The organism is Cupriavidus oxalaticus (assembly GCF_038900635.1).
GTDB classification, from domain to species: domain Bacteria; phylum Pseudomonadota; class Gammaproteobacteria; order Burkholderiales; family Burkholderiaceae; genus Cupriavidus; species Cupriavidus oxalaticus_B.
The window spans coordinates 122723-142610 of sequence record NZ_JAYMRX010000014.1; the positions used below are offsets into that span (position 1 = coordinate 122723).

A 19888-nucleotide genomic window follows, 5' to 3' on the forward strand; every position below is an offset into this window, starting at 1 on the left:
CGAGACATTGCGAAGCGAGACATGATGGATACCGAAGCCAATACCTGGAAGCCAGGCACGCGCGAGTTGCAGTCCTCCGGCATTGCCAACCTGATGCGCGCGTTCGACGTGACGCGGTATGAGGACTTGCTCGAACTGTCGCGTAACGATCCCGAGCGCTACTGGCAAGTGGTCATGCGGTACTGCGGCATCGCGTGGGAAACGCCGCCGCAGGGATACCTGGATCCGGCTTCGCCGCGCGAATTCCCACAGTGGTTCCCCGGCGGGCAGCTGAACTGGGTCAATACCGTGCTGGCATGGGCGTGCGATCCCCGCACCCGCGATCAGGCCGCCGTCATCGCGGAACGGGAGAACGGCGAGGTCCAGGCCGTCAGCTATGTGGAACTTGGAACCCGCGTGCGCCAGTTCGCGGGGGCCCTGCAGGCAATCGGCATCGGACGTGGCGAGCGGGTCGGCCTGCTGATGGAGAACGGCATCGAGGCAACGGTGTCGCTACTGGCGCTGGCGTCGATCGGGGCCATCGTCGTGCCGCTGTTCAGCGGCTTCGGCGTGGATGCCATCGTCGCGCGACTGTCCGCGGCCGAGGCCGCCACGGCGATTGCCTCCACCGGATTCAGCCGGCGCGGCAAGCGGATCGACGTGGAAGGGACGCTGCGCGAAGCGTGGGCACGGCTGCCCGCGCTCAAGCGCGTGATCTGGAAGCAGGCTGGCGCGGCGCAGGCGGCCGGGACACAGGATCTCGACTGGCAGGAAGTGATGGCGTCCGGTACCGGAAGACTGGCCGACCCCGTCACGTTGGGGCCGGACGATCCCTTCATGGTGATCTACACCTCAGGGACCACGGGCAAGCCGAAGGGCGTCGTACATACGCACGGCAGCTTCCCGCTCAAGATTGCCCATGACGCCGTGGTCCACTTCGACGTGGCGCCGGGCGACGTGTTCTGCTGGCCCGCCGACATGGGCTGGATCGCCGGCACCCTGGTGCTGGGCTGCGCCCTGCTGCGCGGCGCGACGCTCGTCTGCTATGACGGCGCGCCCGACTATCCGAGCTGGTCGCGCATGTCGAAACTGGTGGAGCGGCACAACGTGACCCATTTCGGCTCGGCGCCGACACTGATCCGGGGTCTCGCCAGCAACGAGCACGTGGCGCTGGAGGGCGACGTGTCCTCGGTTCGCCTGCTGATCACCGCCGGCGAGGGCATCGACCCGGAGCACTTCTGCTGGTTCCAGCGGACCTTCGGGCGCGGCACGCAGCCGCTGATCAACTATACGGGCGGCACCGAGGTATCCGGCGCGCTGCTTTCGAGCGTTGTGGTGCGTCCCATCCCGCCGAGCGGCTTCAACACGACCTCGCCCGGCGTGGACGTGGACGTGGCCGACGCGAGCGGCACGCCGCTGACCGGCGCGGTGGGAGAACTAGTGGTCCGGCAGCCCTTCGTCGGCATGACGCAGTCGTTCTGGCACGACGCGGAGCGCTACCTCGACACCTACTGGCGCACCATCCCCGGCCTCTGGGTGCATGGCGACCTGGCGCTTCGCAGGCAGGACGGCACCTTCTTCATGATGGGCCGCTCAGATGACACGCTGAAGGTGGCCGGCAAGCGGCTGGGGCCTGCCGAGGTGGAGGAAGTCGTGCTGGAACTGCGGGAAGTCGCGGAAGCCGCTGCCATTGGCGTAGACGACAGGGACAAGGGGCAGCGGCTGGTGGTGTTCGTCGTCGGAGAGCCGGGTGGTGATGTTGACGCCGACGCGGTCGCGTCCCGGGTGACCGGGCATGTCGACAAGCGCCTCGGACGGCCATTCCGTCCGAGCGCGGTGCACGTCGTAAATCAGTTGCCGAAGACGCGCAGCTCCAAGATCATGCGCCGCGTCATTCGCAGCGTGTACTGCAATACGCCGCCGGGCGATCTGTCGTCGCTCGACAACCCGGCGTCGCTCGACGAGATCCGCGCGGCATCGGGCAACAGCCCGCAGGCATGAGGCTTGAAGCAAGATGAAAGTTCTCGAAGGCATCAGGGTTCTGGATTTCGGCCGGTTCATCGCCGGTCCCTTCTGCGCGGCACTGCTCGCTGACTTCGGCGCGGACGTCATCCGCATCGACCGCGTAGGCGGCAGCGAAGACCGGTTCGTCGCGCCGGTGACCAGCGAAGGCGAAGGCGCGTTCTTCCTGCAGGTCAACCGGAACAAGCGCTCGATCACGCTCGACCTCGACAGCGAGGAGGGAAGGGCGGTCGTACGCAAGCTGCTATTGAGCACCGACGTGGTCGTGGCGAACATGCCGCCGCGCACCATCGCCGCGCTCGGCCTCGACTACGACAGCCTGCGCAAGGTGAAGCCAGACATCATCCTGACCGCCTCGTCTGCATTCGGTGCGGACCCCGCCGTGCGGGACCGGGTCGGTTTCGATGGCGTGGGGCAAGCGATGAGCGGGGCGGTCCATCTGACGGGCTTGCCCGACCATCCGATGAAGTCGATGGTGCCGGTGGTGGACTTCTCGACCGCGCTGTGCTGCGCGCTCGGGACCATGATGGCGCTGTATGAACGCAAGGCGAGCGGCCAGGGGCAGGAGGTCGGTGCGTCGCTGCTGCATACGGCGCTCACTCTGTCCAGCGGCAGTCTGATCGAGGAAGCGCTGCGTGGGCTGAACCGGCAGGCGACTGTGAACCGCAGCCCGACCTACGGGCCGTCGGATATCTTTCGTGTGAAAGACGGCTGGATTATTGCGCAGGTGATCGGGACGGCGATGTTCAGGCGCTGGACCAACATGGTGGCCCGAGCTGATCTGCTGGATGATCCGCGCTTCGCGGACGATGCTGCGCGGGGCGAGCATGGCGAAGTCCTGAGCGACATCATGTCAGACTGGTGCGCCGGCCGGACGCGCGACGAAGCACTGGCCTTGCTGGAGGAAGCGCGCATTCCCGGCGGCCCGGTGAACACGCCGCGCCAGGCGCTGGAGGACGAAGTCGTCCGCGCTTCGGGCGCATTCCACGGCGTGGAGTATCCGGGTGCTGCCGCGCAGGTGCCGCTCGTCGCCACACCGGTGTCGCTGTCGCGTACAGGACCGGCAATCGCACGGCGTCCGCCGACGGCCGGCGAGCATACGGAGGAAGTCCTGCATGACGCGGGCTATGCGGCCGAGGAGATCGCGGGGCTGCGCGAGCGGGGCGTGATCTGAGAAGGCATAGGCAGCAAGACAGGAAGCGCCGCCCGCCGTGACGCGGGACGACTCTTCATGGACGGCGGAGGCACACAGGTGTCTCCGCCGTCTTGCATTCCGCTTTAGGCCTTGTGACGGTTGCCCAAGCGCGACGCCGAACATGTTGTTCTTGTCGCTGACGCGGAAGCAGCGGCTGGCCTTTCGCCCCTGCGCGCAATCAACGGCCACTCGCAAGGTATCACGGTCACTTGAACCGCCGACTCGGCCGGCAGATTGTTGGCCAGCGCGGTCGCCGGCGACGGTTTGATACTTTGTGCTTTAACGAGCGCTCATGCGTGAACTGCGCGATCGCCTGAGCAATTCGTGTCCTTATCCAAACGCCGCGCGCAAGCTGCCCAATGCGCCGGCTACCCATTAGGGTGGTGCGCGGCCGTCGTGCGCCTGTCATTGTGAATCCGCTCGTCTGCGCTTGCTCGCCTGGCATCTTCGGGCTGGCCGGGCGCGCGCAGTATCGATTCACCTGGCAAATGGCAGGAGTCATCACATGGAAACCCCGACCCCCAGCGGAAATCCCTTGCAGGATATCTCCGCGAACCTGGCGTCCATCGCTGAGCGCGTCGGCCAAAGCGTCGTCGCGGTGCACGGCCGGCACCGCTTTCCCTCCAGTGGAGTAATCTGGCAACCCGGCGTGGTGGTCACGGCCGCGCATACGCTCAGGCACGAAGACGGCATTGAAGTCACCTTGGCCGATGGCCGCACCGTGGCGGCCATCCTGGCGGGACGAGACATCGGCACTGACCTGGCCGTACTGAGGCTCGACGGAGTGGAGCTGAATCCGGTCGAGACCGGCGATGCGCGCACCCTCAAAGCAGGCCATCTGGTGCTCGCGGTGGCGCGAGTGGACCGGCTTGGCACCAGTGCGGATTTCGGCGTTGTCGGCACCGCAAGCGGTCCATGGCGTACCTGGCGAGGCGGCCAGTTCGATGTCTTCGTGCGGCTAGACGGCGGCCTGCGCCCCGGTTTCTCCGGTGCGGCCCTGGCGGATATGCAGGGGCGGGTCATGGGCCTGTGTACATCGGCGCTTGCGTCTGGCGCTGGCATCCTGATTCCGGCAATGACCGTGGCGCGAGTGAGCGACGAACTGCTAAGCAAAGGACGTGTCTTGCACGGTTACCTTGGAGTGGGCACACAGCCGGTGAACTTGTCGACGACGTGGATCACGAAACTGAATCTGACTTCCGAGCGCGGGCTGCTGGTGGTTTCACTTGCGGCGGGCGGGCCTGCGGAGCACGCCGGGGTGCTGATCGGGGATGTGCTGATCGAACTCGATGGCAAGCCGTGCCGCGACATGGACGATGTGCATGCCGCGCTTGGCGGCGACCGTATCGGACACGTGATGAAGATCGGGCTGATCCGGGGCGGCGAGCGCACCGAATGCTCGGTCACGGTGGGCGAGCGCCCGCACCGTAATTCATGCCGCTGAGATTCTTGCAAGCCGTCGCATGTCGGGTGCCGCCATGACAAAAATGAGTCCGGTCAGGGTCGCCGTTGTCGCCGCCTCGCCGCAAGCGCGCACAAGCCTGCAGGCGCTTGTCGATGCGGCGCCGGGGCTGGATTTTGCAGGCAGCGCGGCCGATGCTGCAGTGATCGCCGACCGCTTTGCCAGCGAATTGCCGGATGTGCTCCTGGTCGAACTGGAGCCGCTGGCCGGCGACTTGCCGGCGCCGGAGGCGGGCCGCGATCCCGCAACGCCGGCGCTCGTCCTGCTTACAGACGAGGCGGACAGCGTCTGGATCCACGAAGCGTTGACAGCCAGCGCCATGGCGCTGCTGCCGCGCAGCGCGACGCCCGGCGAAATCATCGCCGCGATCGATGCTGTGGCCGAGGGCCTTTGCGTGCTGTCCCCGGAGATTGTTGCCAGGCTACTGGCGGAGCGCAAGGCGCCTCGCCAGATGGCATCCGCGGCGCTTATCGAATTGCTCACCCCACGCGAGATTGAAGTGCTGACGATGCTCGCCGAAGGGCTTGGCAACAAGGAGATCGCGCGCCAGCTCAACATATCGGACAACACGGTGAAGTTTCACCTCTCCGCCATTTTCGGCAAACTAGGCGCAAGCAGCCGCACCGAGGCCGTCATGCAGGGCATGCGACACGGTCTCATCATGGTGTAGTCGGAAATCGGGCCGATCCTGGCAGGCACCAGCCGCATCCGGCCACGGCCATCTAACCCGCGGCTGCCGCAGCTCGCCGGAGGAGGTTCATTGGGCCAAGGCTCTCAATGATCCGCATCTGCTCCTCATCCCGGACAAACAACGAACCGGCGAACCCCAATGCGTTGACCGAGATGCCTTCAACGAATTCTGTGGATCTTGGCACCAGCAGCAGCCCTGCGGGCATAACCAGCAGGTTGTACGGCGCCGATTGGCGCTGTCCGCCGTCCACATCGACCGCCCGCACGCCAACCGCATCGAGCAATGCGCGGTAGCGCTCGCACGCCGTGCATGCCATCTCGTGCACGGGCGCCGCAAAGATATCCAGCGGCGCGAACGCATGCGCAAATGCCAGACCGGGGACGGTGCCGATGGTGCCGGCAATCCGCGCCGACTCCAGCAAAGGGCCGATCGGCAACGCCGGATCACCCTCGGCGAATGGCAGCGGCACGATCTGCAGATGTTTGTGGGCCTGGCTCGCTCCAGCGGCTGCCCCACCGTTGTAGAAGCCCAGGCTCCCGAACTCCGCCATGCAAGCCAGCAACGCGGCAAAGTCCACCATGGTCAGCAACGATTCCTGCGATTCGAAGCGGCGGGTGACGATAAGCAGGTGATGCTCGATGACGCTGAACTTGTTGAGCAAGGCCACGTGGGTATCGGAGATATTCGCAACAAACAGTTCGGGGTCATAGGGCAGGAATGGATTGCCCCCGGCACTGCCCGCTCTGCGTGCCTTGTCTTTGCGAGCCAGGTTCGATACCTGGCGGACCAGAAACCGCACGCCGCCGTCCTCGATCGACGATTGGACGGTTTCGATCGGGCACAACACTCCCCCCCGCAGGGCGTGCGCCGTCCGTTGCACGATGGCCGGCCACATGGTGCCGGGCTGAAGGTGTGAATGGTGCATGGCCCGCTTGCGCTCCTACTGCAGCATAGATTCTCCGGCGGGAGCGCTCAACTCATGGCGCCGCCCATAGCCAAGGGGCGCAGACCGACCCCTCTCAGCCATTCAGCCTAGTCAGGCTGAATGGCTGGAAAAGTTCCACAGAAGCCGTTTGTTATAGCCTTACCTTAATCTTGCAGGCAGCGCCTGCAAGCTACCTTCTGTACTGCTGTGCGTCGAGATATGCATCGCGAGAAGGCAAGAGATGGTCCGCGCAGAGCGCAACCAATGCATCGATATCGCCGGCTTTGAGCGCTTCAATCATTTGCCAATGTTCTTTGCGCGCCCGTTCTCGATACTCCGCAGATACAAGTGACGCAAAACGGATCGGGTGGGTCTGTCGCGCAAACTCCGATATCGCCTTCTGCAGTGTGTTGTTACTGCAAAGGCTAAAAAGTTCGCGATGGAAAGCCAGATTCAGACGAAAGACGGTGCGCACATTGCCCGCCGCGACCGCCTCGTCATGCTGTATCTGTATGGCAATCAGGTGTCCCAGCCTGGAGGGCACGAGGGATAGGTCGATTCGACGCGCCGCCTCGGTTTCCAGCATACAGCGCACGTCATAAAGCTCCATTACCTCCTGAACCGAAAATGAGCGGACCAGAGCGCCAATGTTCTTGCGACGTTCAATGAGTCCCATCCGGTCCAGCGCAGCCAGGGCGTCCCTGGCGACGTGACGTTTGACCCCAAAGCGCTCCATCAACTCGTCTTCCACCAACCTCTCGCGCGGATGCAGTCGGCCGAAGACGATGTCCTCCTCCAGCGCCGCGATCATGGCGGCCAAAGGGTCTTGATCAGCGAAGTTGGCCTCGTTGGTATCAGGAACAGCGGAGAGCATTTCGGTGGTGGGCATCGGGCCAGCGGCACCGCCAAGGAAGGCCAGTGCTGCGGCAGGAGCCGGAATGAAAACCATCATTTTGACCTATTTTTTCACCCCAAGGTGCTCCGGACTTACTCCCCTTTACCCGGTACCTTGCCACGTGACTGCGCAGCGCGCAGGAAGTCGAAGTCAACGCCCTGGTCAGCCTGGGTTACGGTGGTGAGGAAGAGCTTGCGGTAGCCGCGGTCTGCGGTTGGTACGACGACGGGCATAGCGTCTGCGCGCTGCTTCAGTTCCTCATCGCTCACGTGCAGCTTCAACTCGCGACGGGAAACGGACAGGCTGATGCGGTCGCCGTTTTGAACGTACGCGAGCGGCCCGCCGATTGCCGCTTCTGGTGTGACGTGCAAGACGATTGTGCCGAACGCTGTGCCGCTCATCCGGCCGTCGGAGATACGCACGATGTCTTTCACGCCCGCCCGCGCAAGTTTGCGCGGGATCGGGATGTAGCCGGCTTCCGGCATACCTGGCGCCCCCTTGGGACCAATGTTCTTCAGTACCAGGATGTCGTCGGCCGTGACATCGAGGTCGTCGTCGTCGATGCGGTTAACGAGGTCTTCGGCGTTCTCGAATACGACCGCACGTCCCTCGTGTTCCATCAGCCTGGGATCCGCTGCCGATTGTTTGATGATGGCGCCGCCCGGCGCCATGTTGCCCTTGAGGACGGCAATGCCTCCTTGTGGGTAGATGGGGTTCTCGCGCGAGCGCACTACGTCTTGAGGGAATCCAGGACCGGCACGCTCAATCTCTTCACCAAGGGTTCGACCGGTCACCGTCATGGCGTCGAGGTTTAGCAGCGGCTTCAGCTCACGCAACAGGGTTGCCATGCCGCCCGCATGGTGGAAGTCTTCCATGTAGTGGTCGCCCGAAGGCTTCAGGTCTAGCAGGACGGGCGTGTCGCTGCCCATGCGATCAAGCTCGGCCATGTCGATGTCGTATCCCATGCGACCTGCAATTGCCGCCAGATGCACGATGCCGTTTGTGGACCCACCAATGGCAAGCAGCACGCGCATGGCGTTCTCGAAAGCAGCGGGCGTGAGAATCTTGTCGATTGTCAGGCGTTCTTTCGCGATACGAACGGCCTCCGCACCCGTTTGCTCTGCGACGCGGATGCGGTCGGCAGTCACCGCGGGAGGCGAGGCGCCGCCAGGCACTGTCATGCCCAGTGCTTCCGCGATGCAGGCCATCGTGCTCGCGGTACCCATTACCGAACAGGTGCCGACGCTGGCTACCAGCTGGTTGTTCACGTCGGAAATCTCCTCGGCGTCAATTTCCTCGGCGCGGAATTTTCCCCAGTACCGGCGGCAGTCCGTGCAGGCGCCGACGCGTTCGCTCCGGTGCGAGCCGGTGAGCATGGATCCAGTAATCAGCTGGATAGCAGGAATCCCAGCCGAGGCCGCGCCCATCAATTGGGCCGGAACCGTCTTGTCACAACCGCCGATCAGAACCACTGCGTCCATCGGCTGCGCGCGAATCATCTCCTCGGTGTCCATCGACATGAGGTTTCTCAGGTACATGCTGGTCGGCGCCGAGAAGCTCTCGTGAATCGAAATCGTGGGGAAGTCCATGGGCAGGCCGCCCGCCAGCATGATGCCGCGCTTCACCGCCTCGATCAGTTGGGGCGCGTTGCCATGGCAAGGGTTGTAAGCGCTGCCGGTGTTCACGATGCCGATGACGGGACGGTCCAGTGCGGAATCGGTGTAGCCGGCTCCTTTGATGAACGCCTTGCGAAGAAACAGCGAGAACCCGCGGTCTCCGTAATTTGTGAGGCCTTTGGAGATGCCCGTCGCGGCGGCTTCAGGGGCGATGTCGTGGCGCGGAGCGGCGCCTTTCGGGTTCTGGTCTTCGGTGGGCATGGATTAGGAGCTCTGTACTTGGGGGACGAGGGAGTCCCGACTGCTATGTCGGTGTGAAGCATAGTCCAAAGCCAGGCAGATTGTTGTTAGGACTATCACCTATATTATTAATAATCAAATTGACTAGAGTTCGGCAGGTTCCTGGGTTCATGCCAGGCACATGCATTCACACGACCTCACTCGAATAGAAGGAGACCATCATGAATCCACGAACCGGATCCCGATTCGGTCACATAAGTCGCCGAAGCGCCATGTTGGCTGGTGCTTTGACGCTACTGGGCATGCCTTTCACGTCTCATGCCGGCGAATACCCCGACAAACCTGTCAAGCTCGTGGTGCCCTACACGCCTGGCGGCGCGACGGACGTAATTGCCCGGGTTATCGGGCAGAAGCTATCCGTTTCCTTGGGGCAACCAGTCGTTGTCGAGAACAAAGCCGGTGCGGCAGGCAACCTCGGCGCAGCGTACGTGGCCAAGGAGAAGCCGGACGGCTACACCTTGCTGCTTGGAGCCCTGACCAGTCACTCCATCAACAGCGTTCTTCTTCCATCCTCGGCCGGCTTCACGATGGTCAAGAGCTTCGCGCCTGTTGCAGTTGTCGGTCGCGTGCCTCTCGTTGTTGCAGTCGGTCCCTCATTCAAGGGGAAGACGCTCGCCGAGTTCATCTCCGCAGCGAAGGCAAAACCGGGTGGAATGAATTATGGGTCGTCGGGCAACGGTTCGCCGCAGCATTTGGCGGCGGAACTGTTTAAGCGCCAGGCCGGAGTTGACTTGGTCCATGTGCCTTACAAGGGAAGCAGCCCGGCATTGAATGACCTGATGGGCGGACAGGTCGACGTCGTCTTCGACACACTGCCCGCTACCCAATCCTTTATCAAAGGCGGCCGCTTGCGTGCACTGGCTACGGCCACGCCGCAACGAGTTCTACCCGAGGTTCCGACGGCAAGCGAGGCTGGTTTGTCCGGGTTCGAGGTTAGTTCTATGTTTGGTGTACTGGCGCCTGCCGGCACCCCCGCGCCGATCATCAACAAGCTTAGCGCGGCCCTCAAGGACATCATGGCCCAGCAGGAGGTAAAGACCGCGCTGACCAATCAAGGTGCCATGCCGGTCTACACGACACCTGACCAAGCTCGCTCGCAAATCAATGATGAGGTGGCACGGTGGGCAAAGGTGATCAAGGAGTCAGACATCAAGGCTGACTAGACAATTCGCTCTGATGTGTCGGGCGAATGGTTGCCATTGAGAGCGGCCTGCGCCTGGCACACGGTTATGTGGTCCAACTGTGATCGAAGTTGAGAAAAGACTGGAACAAAACGAAGAGCAAAATCGGATCTGCATTTCAGCAGCAGTGTCCGCGGCTGTCTGTTCACTTGGCAGCGACCTGCAGCAGTGCGCTCACATGAGCCATCGTACTCGTGGCCAATGCGTCGAGGCTATAGCCCCCTTCCAGGATCGACACGATGCGGCCGTCGCACGTCTTGTCGGCAATCTGCATCAGTTCCCTGGTGATCCAATGGAAGTCGCTGTCCTCCAGGTTCAAGCCAGCGAGGGGATCCAGGCGGTGCGCGTCGAATCCCGCGGAGACAATGAGGATTTCGGGGGCGAACGCCATTAGCGAGGGAAGCATGAGGGCAGAAATCGCGGCACGGAACTGCGCAGGCTCACAGCCGCGAGGCAACGGAACGTTGACGATATTGTGGTTCACCCCTGTCTCGGACCGGGCTCCCGTACCGGGATAGAAAGGCGACTGGTGGCTGGATGCGTAGAACAGCCCCGGGCGGTCGAAGAATGCTGCCTGGGTTCCATTGCCGTGATGCACATCGAAATCGACCACAGCGACGCGCTCGAGTTTGTGGAACTCACAGGCGTAGGCTGCCGCGATCGCCGCCTGGTTGAAAATGCAAAAGCCCATTGCCTTCGCCGGTTCAGCGTGATGGCCGCACGGCCGCGTCGCGCAGAATACGTTGCGCGCCTGGCCGTCCATCACCGCGTCGACACCCGCGCAAGCAGCGCCGACGCAGCGCATGACGGCTTCCCACGAGCCTGGCGACATGACCGTGTCGCCCGCGTCCAGCGGCACGTATCCCTGGCTGGGGGCGCTGTGCGCGATCTCGTCGATATAGTGCGAATCGTGGATCAATTGCAGCTGCTCGACGGTGCCCATCGGCGCATCGCGCCATTCCAGCGATGTAAACTCCGGCGTTCGCAACGCCTGCACGACGGCTCTCAGGCGTTCGGGCGACTCCGGATGGTGCGGCCCGGGGCGGTGTTCGAGACACGCGGTGTGGGTATAAACAATCGTAGTTGTCATGTTCGGCTGTACTCGGTTTCAACCGGCGACTTTCCCTGATCGCACACCGGTGGCCAATGTCGATCATCCCGGCAATCCATCAGATATGTAATATATCAGAAGGGCGCGGGGATCGCCGGGGTCGCGCGAACACGGGTCTCGGCTCGCCAGCATCCGAGCAATAGCCGGGAGCTTCTTGATCTTCCGAATGCGTTCAGCAGCTTCCGAGCGCTGACATTGCCTGACTGTGCAGGGCCGGTGTCGCGGCCGCCAGTATTCGGCCTGAAAAGTTCTTGTCAATAGGGCGCCCGCTCCAGTCCGTCACGATGCCGCCCGCGTTCTCGATGACCGGCACCAGCGCCACGACGTCGTAGATCTCGAGGTCGGCCTCCACAACCAGGTCGCAAAGCCCGGAGGCGAGCAGCCCATAGGCGTAGCAGTCGGTGCCAAACCTGCGCATCCCGACTTCGCGGCTGAGGGCAGCGAAGGCGTCCGCGTCCTGACCGTCGAACATGTCTGGCGAGGTGGCGAAGAGCCGCGCGTCCTTCAGCGATGTGCAAGCGTTCACGCGCACAGGTGTTCCGCTGAAGGTCGTTTGTCCGGCATGCCCGACCCAGCGCTCGCGCAGCGCCGGCATTTCGATCACGCCAAGCACCGGCTTGCCGTCGTCAAGAAGGGCGATGAGGCAGCCGAACAGTGGTACGCCGCAGATAAAGCTCTGCGTGCCGTCGATCGGGTCGATGACCCAGCCAAGTCCGGCGCCGATTGAGCCGCCGGATTCTTCGCCGAAAAAGCCATGGTGTGGGTAGCGGTTGGCAATCAGCAACCGAAGTTCCGACTCGATTTCCCGGTCGGCCCGGGTGACGGGACTCGCGTCCGACTTGATTGCGATTTCCACGCCGGACCGGAAGTAATGCATGGCCTTGGCGCGGGCGATGTCGGCCAACTCACCGGAAAATATAGACAGGGCCCGGAGATCGTCAGCGTTCACTTCACGCTCCACGTGGACCTTCAATCAGGGTCGAGGCGGAAACTGATATTGAGCCGGTTAAAGGCGTTAATCAAACTGATGGCCACCGTGAGGTCAGCAAGTTCTTTCTCGCTGAACATCGCGGCGGCGGCTTTGAAGTCATCGTCGGGCACGTGGGTGTCCGCCACCCGTGTGACAGATTCTGCCCACGCCAGCGCTGCCTTCTCACGGTCGCTGAACAAGGGCCCCGCTTCATCCCAAACTTGCAGGAGCGTGAGTTTCTCCGGATCAACCCCTCGCTTGATGAGGTCGCGTGTATGCCTGACCAGGCAAGAGGCGCACCCGTTGATCTGGCTCACGCGCAAAAAAACCAGTTCGACGAGCATCTTGTCGAGTCCCGAGCGGAGAACGTAGCCATAGACGTCGGCAAAAGCTTTGAAACCGGCGGGCGATGCCTTGGTGTAGTCGAGTCTCATTGAAGCCTCCTGCTTGTCTTTGGTACCCGGCGCCAGCGCGGGGATCGGCGTATCGTCGCAGTCCCGCGCCGGGGATGCCACGGTCGTATTCACTATAGGAACCGAGGTCAGGCTGCACCAGACATGCGTCGTGAACGAGTGTGTTGCTCGCAGGACACCAATATCCGGCTGCGGGAAGGTCGAACGGCTCTTCATGGCCAACCGCTGAATTCCGCGGCGGTCCGCTTCGTTGGCTACCGACGCCTGCCAGTGCATAGAGGAAGTGCGCTCACCAATGGTCCGCATCCTCTTGGCTATCTCTTGGCTATCGCCCCAGTCTCTCCCGCAGGAACTCAATAAAGCGTTGCGTCTTCGCTGGCAGCAACCGGGTTTCGGTGATGGCATATACGGGCATCGGCGCGCCGTGCCATGCGGGCATGATGCGCCGCAGTTTGCCGCTGGCCAGGTCATCGGCGACGATTTCTTCCGGCATCAGGATGATGCCCATGTCAAGTTTCGCCAATCGGCGGATCATGCCAACGCTGTTGAGTGTAGCCTGAGGGCGGTCAGCCTGGCGCTCGAGACGCAGGTATTGAGTGAACTGGCCGCGCCGCGCTGAGACGGCTCCGAAAGTGCTATGGATCAGTGCCCTTTCGTGGTCTGCGACGGAAGATACAACATCGCCCCGACAGCTTCGGCCTGGGAACGCGTGGCAGTTTTCTCGAAAATCGCGCGCAACTGGGTACGAACCGTTGCGACGGATACACCGGCGGCCGCGGCATACTCGTCGGGGGTCTTGCCGCCGATCAGCGCCTCGCCCACCGCGGCCTCGGCCGCTGTCAGCCCGAACGCCTGCTGCAACTGCCTTGCGCGCACCATTGGCACCTCGCTCCGGCGCCTGGCCGTCACCAGGATTTCCGCATGACCGAATGCCATGCGGGTATCGCGGCCAGGCAGGCGGCTGATGCCCAGGAAGATTTCCGGCTGCAGGCCCGGTGCCGGCCGCAGTGCCAGGCTTTCTGCCTGACGCGATCTCGCGGCACGCACGATCGCGGCCTGCAACCTGGCATTCTCGGCCGCCACGGTGGCGGACAACTGCCCGTGGCTGAGCTTCAGACAGGCCGTCGCCCGCAGCATACCCTCCGCCGATTGGTTGGCAAAGACAACTTTCATGCTGCTGTCGAGCGCGAACACGGCGACACCCAACTGCGCCATCATTTCCGACCCCATGGCCGCGTCGCGATGCAGCACGCGCGCGTCCTGCCATAGGTTGATGGCGCGCTGCAGGTGGGCCGCCATGCCGTTGATGCCCTGGCGCTCCTGGTCCGAATAGGCTGGACGATCGTTCGACCGCAGCAGTCCCAGCAGGATGTCATCTGAACCGGGCCGCGCCAGGCGCGCGCCGGTGAGGTAGCGGAAGCCCGTTGGAATATGGAAGTCCTGGTAGAACTCGCTGCGCGCGACGTCGGCCTCGCTTAGATAGTCCTGGCAGAACTGGAATTGGCCGATGGCTGCCCTGGCCACCACTTCGCGCCGTGGGTCGAGCGCGCCGTAGTACTGGTCATAGAGCGCCACGACCGAATCCCAGTGTTTGTCCGACGTGTAGGCAGCCAGGTGCGGGGCGTTGCGTTCCGGGTCCCAGCTGAACATATGGAATCCGGTCGCTCCCAAGGCTTCGACTACTGTTTGAAACACGTCGAGAAAGCCGTCCTGTTGCAATGCGGCCTCATAGAGGTCGCCAATCTGATGGTCCCGTAGCAAGCCTTTCTCCCCCAAACGATTCGCTTTCCTTCTGATCGGCGCATGTGCCGACAAGCCTCTAGCGGGCTGCGTTCAGCTTGCCATAACGCCTTGCTAGACCATGCCCTTCCAATCGGGGGATTGACCGTTCTTCATTCAAATGAATGATGCGCGAGGATTTTCCATTTCAGAGAATCGCAGCGCGAAGACGGGCCATGCACGTCTCACGCTTTCTGAAAACGACAGGGGGAATCCGGTTCATGAAAACAAGACTTCTACTCGCGGCAATCGCCGCAGCGGCACTGAGCGCATGCGGTGGCGGTTCCGATTCGGCAGCGCCGTCGGGCACACCCGCCGCACCGGCCACGCCGACCACCAAGGTGTCCGGTACCGCCGCCGTGGGCGCGGCACTGCCGAACGCCACGGTGCAAGCCAAATGCGCATCCGGCAGTGGTACGGCTACCACGGCCGCCGACGGCACCTTCACGATCAGCATCCCGGACGCAAAGCGTCCGTGTGTGCTAAGTGTCACAACAGCCGACGGCACCACACTCCATTCGGTGGTCGAGGCGGGCACGGGCACGAGCGCCGTGGCCAACATCACGCCGCTGACCGAGCTGATCACGGCATCACTTGCCGGCGGTAGCACCAAGGACTTCTTCGACAGTTTCGATGCCACCGCGCAGTCGAAGCTGAACGCCGATGGCCTCAGCGGCGCGATTGAAACGGTCAGGCTGATCCTGAGCGGCACGGTCGACCTGGCCGGCGTGGATCCGCTCAAGGACACCCTGGTTGCCGCGCACGGCGATACGCCGGGCAATGCGCTGGACCAGCGGCTCGATACACTGGGCGCCGCGCTCGACTCGTCGAAGACCTCGATCTCGGACCTGTCCGACGCCGTGGCAAGCAACACGGGTTCGACGGACGGCATCACGACCCTCCTGAATCCCGCATCGGCCACCTGTGCCACGTACCGCAGCGGCAAATACCAGAAGGTGGACCTGACGGCGAACACGATCCAGCGATTCACCGTGGACGCCGTCGCGCTCACGCGCACCAATGACGCTACGAGCGCATCGGAGCAGTTCGAGGCCAACGCCAGTGAAGCCTGCCGCTTTGGCAATACCGACGCCAGGCTGCTGGTTTCCAAATCCGGCATCGGGCTGGAGCGCCGCGCCGGCGCGCCAAGCCTGCTGATTCCGGAGCAGACCATTCCGCTGTCCGAACTGGCGGGCGACTGGGTGGCGATGAGCTTTGAGCGCGACACCAATCCTGGCAACTACGGCTCCGGCCTGATCCAGTTCAGTGTGGATGGCGCGGGCAAGTTCACCACGGCCGCCGATTGCGGCAAGAGTGGCTGTGGCCAGCCCTGGCCCGCCAGTGACCTGCCGACGTTCTCGGTCAATGCCAATGGCGGCTTCGATCTCACCGACACCAGCGGCACTGCCCGCGCATTCGGCTTCAAGGGCGTGGATGGCCAACTCGCCATCGTGATTGTCCATGCCGACGGCTTCATGGTCGCAAGGCATCCGGTCGCACGCGTGCTGCCGGCAGTGGGCTTCACCAACGCCTACTGGGATGCTTCGGTGAATCCTATGGGTGTCACCGACATCACCACGTTCTCGAACACGGTGACGGCCGTCGATACGACTGCTCACAGCTACACGCGCCAGCGCAACGATGGCCGTATCGACACCTGGTATGACAACGTGCCGCTCACGGGCCTTCGTTACCGGCCTGCCGTGGCACCGGTCAATGGCATTCCGGGCGCCGCCGAGGCCATCAGCATGAACCTGTCCAACACGGGCCTGACCATTGCGATCAACGCCAGCCCGATCAACACGTTCTACTCGATCTCGATCGACCGGCCGTAAGCCGGTCCGGCTGATGTCCAGGCCCCGCGCGAGCTTCGGTTCGGCGGGGCCTTTTCCTTTTTCCGCTTCAATGCACTCGCCAGCTGACGGCTTCTCCACTTTCCCCCTAAAGTCCCCCAGCCAGCCCGCCGTTAACCCCAATCGCCCCCCATTTCCCAAACAGCACCCAAATCCCCCGCCTTTTCCCATGAATGGGAACCCCCCCACGCTTCGATAATCCGTCCTGACGAATAGCGGCTGGCCGCTTCGCACGGAGCGTGGATGTCCGAAGAAAGCGATCTCGAGAAAACCGAACCCGCCTCACCCCGGCGCCTGGAAAAGGCGCGCGAGGAGGGGCAGGTGGTGCGCTCGCGCGAGCTGGCCACGTTCATCATGCTGATCTCCGGCGTCGTCGGGCTGTCGACGCTGGGCGGCCACATGGGCCGCAGCCTCAACCAGGTCATGCAGGGCGCGCTGCGCTTCGAGCGGGAAACCGCCTTCGATACCTCGCGCATGCTGTCGCGCTTTGCCCTGATGGTATGGGACAGCCTGCTTGCCTTCCTGCCGCTGCTGCTGCTGTTCGGCGTTGCCGCGCTGGCCGCGCCACTGATGCTGGGCGGCTGGGTGTTCTCGGCCAAGTCGTTCGCGCCGCAGTTCTCGCGCATGTCGCCGATCGCCGGGCTGGGCCGACTGTTTTCGGCGCATTCCCTGGTCGAGTTGCTCAAGGCGGTGGCCAAGTCGCTGCTGGTGGGCGCGGTCGGCGCCTGGGTGCTGTGGCAGCGCCTGCCGGAAGCGATCGCGCTGATGAACGCGCCGGTGCAGGAAGCGCTGCTGCGCATGGTCGACCTGGTGCTGTACTGCTGCCTGTTGGTGTCGCTGTCGCTGCTGGTGGTGGCGGCCATCGACGTGCCCTGGCAGTACTGGGAGTTCTTCAAGAAGCTGCGCATGACCAAGGAAGAGGTCAAGCAGGAATTCAAGGAGAGCGAGGGCGATCCGCATATCAAGAACCGTATCCGCCAGCAGCAGCGCGCCATGGCCCGCCGCCGCATGATGACCGAGGTGCCCAAGGCCGACGTGGTGGTGACCAATCCCACGCACTTCGCCGTGGCGCTGCGTTATGAGGAAGGTCGCATGAGTGCGCCGCGCGTGGTGGCCAAGGGCACCGGCGAAGTCGCCGCGCGCATCCGCGCGCTGGCGGCCGAGCACCGCGTGCCGCTGATGTCGGCGCCGCCGCTGGCGCGTGCGCTGCACCGCCACGTGGAGCTGGGCCACGAGATTCCCGCAGGACTCTATACCGCCGTGGCCGAAGTGCTGGCCTGGGTCTACCAACTGAAGCACTGGCACTACTCGCAGGGCCCGCAGCCGCACGCGCCGTCGGACCTGCCGGTGCCTGATGAACTCGCCGTACCGGAAAGCCGCGAATGAACGCTCTGAGCTCGCTGTTGAACCTGCCTGGCCTGCGCTCGGCCGGCCAGATGAAGGCCTTCACCGGGCCGCTGCTGATCATCATGATCCTGGGGATGATGATCCTGCCGCTGCCGGCCTTCGTGCTGGACCTGCTGTTTACCTTCAATATCGCGCTGGCGATCATGGTGCTGCTGGTCAGCATGTATACGCAGAAGCCGCTGGACTTCGCCGCGTTCCCCGCGGTGCTGCTGTTTACCACGCTGCTGCGCCTGTCGCTGAACGTCGCTTCCACCCGCGTGGTGCTGCTCGAAGGCCACACCGGCCCCGACGCCGCCGGCAAGGTGGTGGAAGCGTTCGGCCACTTCCTGGTGGGCGGCAACTTCGCGGTCGGCATCGTGGTGTTCGCGATCCTGGTGGTGATCAACTTCATGGTCATCACCAAGGGTGCGGGCCGTATCGCCGAGGTGGGCGCGCGCTTCATGCTGGACTCGATGCCCGGCAAGCAGATGTCGATCGATGCCGACCTCAACGCCGGGCTGATCGACGAAGCCGCGGCCAAGAAGCGCCGCGCCGAAGTGGCGCAGGAATCGGACTTCTACGGCGCCATGGACGGTGCCAGCAAGTTCGTGCGCGGCGACGCCGTGGCGGGCCTGATCATCATGTTCATCAACGTCGCCGCCGGCATGGTGGTGGGCATGGTGCAGCACGACCTGGACTTCGGCACCGCCGTGCACAACTACACGCTGCTGACCATCGGCGACGGCCTGGTCGCGCAGATCCCGGCGCTGGTGATCTCGACCGCGGCCGGCGTGATCGTGTCGCGCGTGGCCAATGAGCAGGACGTCGGCGAGCAGCTGACCGGGCAGCTCTTCTCTAACCCGCGCGTGCTGTACCTGACCGCCGGCATCATGGGCCTGATGGGCATCATCCCGGGCATGCCGCATTTCGCCTTCCTGCTGCTGGCCGGCGCGCTGGTCTGGATGGGCCGCTACCTGTCGCGCAAGGCGGCAACGCAGCAGCAGGTAAAGCAGCGCGAGGAACGCACGCCCGCGGTGGCGCAGGAATCGACCGAAGCCAGCTGGGACGATGTCGCGCTGGTCGACCCGCTCGGCATGGAAGTGGGCTATCGCCTGATCACGCTGGTCGACCGCGCGCAGGACGGCGAACTGCTCGGCCGCATCAAGAGCATCCGCAAGAAGGTGGCGCAGGAAATCGGCTTCCTGGTGCCGGTCGTGCATATCCGCGACAACCTGGAGCTCAAGCCCAACGCCTACCGCATCACGCTCAAGGGCGTCGAGATCGGCCGCGGCGAAGCCATGCCGGGGCAGTGGATGGCGATCAACCCGGGCCAGGTCAGCGGCACGCTGCCGGGCGCGGCCACGCGCGATCCCGCCTTCGGCCTGCCGGCGGTGTGGATCGATGCGGGCATCAAGGAGCAGGCGCAGTCCTACGGCTACACCGTGGTCGATGCCAGCACGGTGGTCGCCACGCATCTGAACCACCTGATCCACATGCATGCGGCCGAGCTGCTCGGCCGCCAGGAAGTGCAGGCGCTGCTGGACCGCATCGCCAGGGATGCGCCCAAGCTGACCGAAGACCTGGTGCCCAAGACCATCTCGCTGACGGCGCTGCAGAAGATCCTGCAGAACCTGCTCGACGAAGGCGTGCCGATCCGCGACATGCGCACCATTCTCGACGTGGTGGCCGAGCATGCGCCCAAGATCAGCGACCCCAACGAGCTGACCGCGATGGTGCGCGTGGCCATGGGCCGCGCCATCACGCAGCAGCTGTTCCCGAACAACGCCGACCTGCAGGTGATCGGCCTCGACGCCGGCCTGGAGCGGGTGCTGTCGCACGCGCTGACCAACGGCGGCGGCATCGAGCCGGGGCTGGCCGATGCGCTGCTGCAGCAGACCCAGGGCGCGGTCACGCGCCAGGAGCAGATGGGGCTGGACCCGGTGCTGCTGGTGCCGTCGCAGCTGCGCCCGCTGATGGCGCGCTTCCTGCGCCGCACGCTGCCGCAGCTGAGGGTGCTGTCGCACGCCGAGGTGCCTGACAACCGCAATATCCGCATCACCGCCATGATCGGCGCGTGAGGTGCCAACGACCAAGCCAACGATCAAGCCAA

16 protein-coding genes are annotated in these 19888 nt (G+C 63.8%); 8 read left to right on the top strand and 8 right to left on the bottom strand.

The window, feature by feature from the left end; translation table 11 throughout:
* The first annotated feature begins 21 nt into the window (after nt 1-21).
* The 4 genes from VSR71_RS21530 (at nt 22) to VSR71_RS21545 (ending at nt 5328) form a co-directional block, all read left to right on the top strand.
* The gene (locus tag VSR71_RS21530) at nt 22-1980 is read left to right on the top strand and encodes an AMP-binding protein (RefSeq protein ID WP_342915872.1); all 1959 of its coding nucleotides are present in this window, start codon (nt 22-24) and stop codon (nt 1978-1980) included.
* A 13-nt stretch (nt 1981-1993) separates the two neighbouring features.
* A complete protein-coding gene (locus VSR71_RS21535) occupies nt 1994-3175 on the top strand; it encodes a CoA transferase (protein WP_342915873.1) in 1182 nt (393 codons plus the stop codon).
* A 526-nt stretch (nt 3176-3701) separates the two neighbouring features.
* A complete protein-coding gene (locus VSR71_RS21540) occupies nt 3702-4640 on the top strand; it encodes a S1C family serine protease (RefSeq protein ID WP_342915874.1) in 939 nt (312 codons plus the stop codon).
* A gap of 43 nt (nt 4641-4683) precedes the next feature.
* Nucleotides 4684-5328 carry a response regulator transcription factor gene (locus tag VSR71_RS21545; RefSeq protein WP_342915926.1) on the top strand — a complete coding sequence of 215 codons (645 nt, stop codon included), beginning with the start codon at nt 4684-4686 and terminating at the stop codon, nt 5326-5328.
* Nucleotides 5329-5380: 52 nt separating this feature from the next.
* Here VSR71_RS21545 and VSR71_RS21550 read toward each other — a convergent pair whose 3' ends face one another.
* The 3 genes from VSR71_RS21550 to VSR71_RS21560 all read right to left on the bottom strand — a co-directional run bounded on the left by VSR71_RS21550 (nt 5381) and on the right by VSR71_RS21560 (nt 9046).
* Nucleotides 5381-6274, bottom strand: coding sequence for a phosphorylase (locus VSR71_RS21550; RefSeq protein WP_342915875.1), 894 nt, complete (start codon nt 6272-6274; stop codon nt 5381-5383).
* Between the two features lie 190 nt (nt 6275-6464).
* Nucleotides 6465-7148: a GntR family transcriptional regulator gene (locus VSR71_RS21555; protein ID WP_428979448.1), complete on the bottom strand. Its 684-nt coding sequence runs from the start codon at nt 7146-7148 to the stop codon at nt 6465-6467.
* Between the two features lie 113 nt (nt 7149-7261).
* The gene (locus VSR71_RS21560) at nt 7262-9046 is read right to left on the bottom strand and encodes an IlvD/Edd family dehydratase (RefSeq protein WP_342915876.1); all 1785 of its coding nucleotides are present in this window, start codon (nt 9044-9046) and stop codon (nt 7262-7264) included.
* Between the two features lie 200 nt (nt 9047-9246).
* Between VSR71_RS21560 and VSR71_RS21565 the strand changes: the two genes are divergently transcribed.
* Complete coding sequence (locus VSR71_RS21565) at nt 9247-10248, top strand: Bug family tripartite tricarboxylate transporter substrate binding protein (protein WP_428979447.1); 1002 nt, start codon at nt 9247-9249, stop codon at nt 10246-10248.
* A gap of 163 nt (nt 10249-10411) precedes the next feature.
* Here VSR71_RS21565 and VSR71_RS21570 read toward each other — a convergent pair whose 3' ends face one another.
* From VSR71_RS21570 to VSR71_RS21590, 5 genes are all read right to left on the bottom strand, one after another.
* Complete coding sequence (locus VSR71_RS21570; protein WP_342915877.1) at nt 10412-11356, bottom strand: histone deacetylase family protein; 945 nt, start codon at nt 11354-11356, stop codon at nt 10412-10414.
* Between the two features lie 193 nt (nt 11357-11549).
* Complete coding sequence (gene hisN, locus VSR71_RS21575; RefSeq protein WP_342915878.1) at nt 11550-12326, bottom strand: histidinol-phosphatase; 777 nt, start codon at nt 12324-12326, stop codon at nt 11550-11552.
* A gap of 20 nt (nt 12327-12346) precedes the next feature.
* The gene (locus tag VSR71_RS21580) at nt 12347-12781 is read right to left on the bottom strand and encodes a carboxymuconolactone decarboxylase family protein (protein WP_342915929.1); all 435 of its coding nucleotides are present in this window, start codon (nt 12779-12781) and stop codon (nt 12347-12349) included.
* Nucleotides 12782-13085: 304 nt separating this feature from the next.
* The gene (locus VSR71_RS21585) at nt 13086-13406 is read right to left on the bottom strand and encodes a LysR substrate-binding domain-containing protein (protein WP_342915930.1); all 321 of its coding nucleotides are present in this window, start codon (nt 13404-13406) and stop codon (nt 13086-13088) included.
* Nucleotides 13403-14521 (bottom strand): helix-turn-helix transcriptional regulator, encoded by a 1119-nt coding sequence (locus tag VSR71_RS21590; protein WP_342915931.1) that lies wholly within the window; start codon nt 14519-14521, stop codon nt 13403-13405. The genes VSR71_RS21585 and VSR71_RS21590 overlap by 4 nt, the downstream gene beginning before the upstream one ends.
* Before the next feature lie 239 nt (nt 14522-14760).
* Between VSR71_RS21590 and VSR71_RS21595 the strand changes: the two genes are divergently transcribed.
* From VSR71_RS21595 to flhA, 3 genes are all read left to right on the top strand, one after another.
* Nucleotides 14761-16374 carry a hypothetical protein gene (locus tag VSR71_RS21595; RefSeq protein ID WP_342915879.1) on the top strand — a complete coding sequence of 538 codons (1614 nt, stop codon included), beginning with the start codon at nt 14761-14763 and terminating at the stop codon, nt 16372-16374.
* 261 nt (nt 16375-16635) lie between these two features.
* Nucleotides 16636-17778 carry a flagellar biosynthesis protein FlhB gene (gene flhB / locus VSR71_RS21600; RefSeq protein ID WP_342915880.1) on the top strand — a complete coding sequence of 381 codons (1143 nt, stop codon included), beginning with the start codon at nt 16636-16638 and terminating at the stop codon, nt 17776-17778.
* Nucleotides 17775-19856, top strand: coding sequence for a flagellar biosynthesis protein FlhA (flhA, locus tag VSR71_RS21605; protein ID WP_342915881.1), 2082 nt, complete (start codon nt 17775-17777; stop codon nt 19854-19856). The genes flhB and flhA overlap by 4 nt, the downstream gene beginning before the upstream one ends.
* Nucleotides 19857-19888 lie beyond the last annotated feature (32 nt).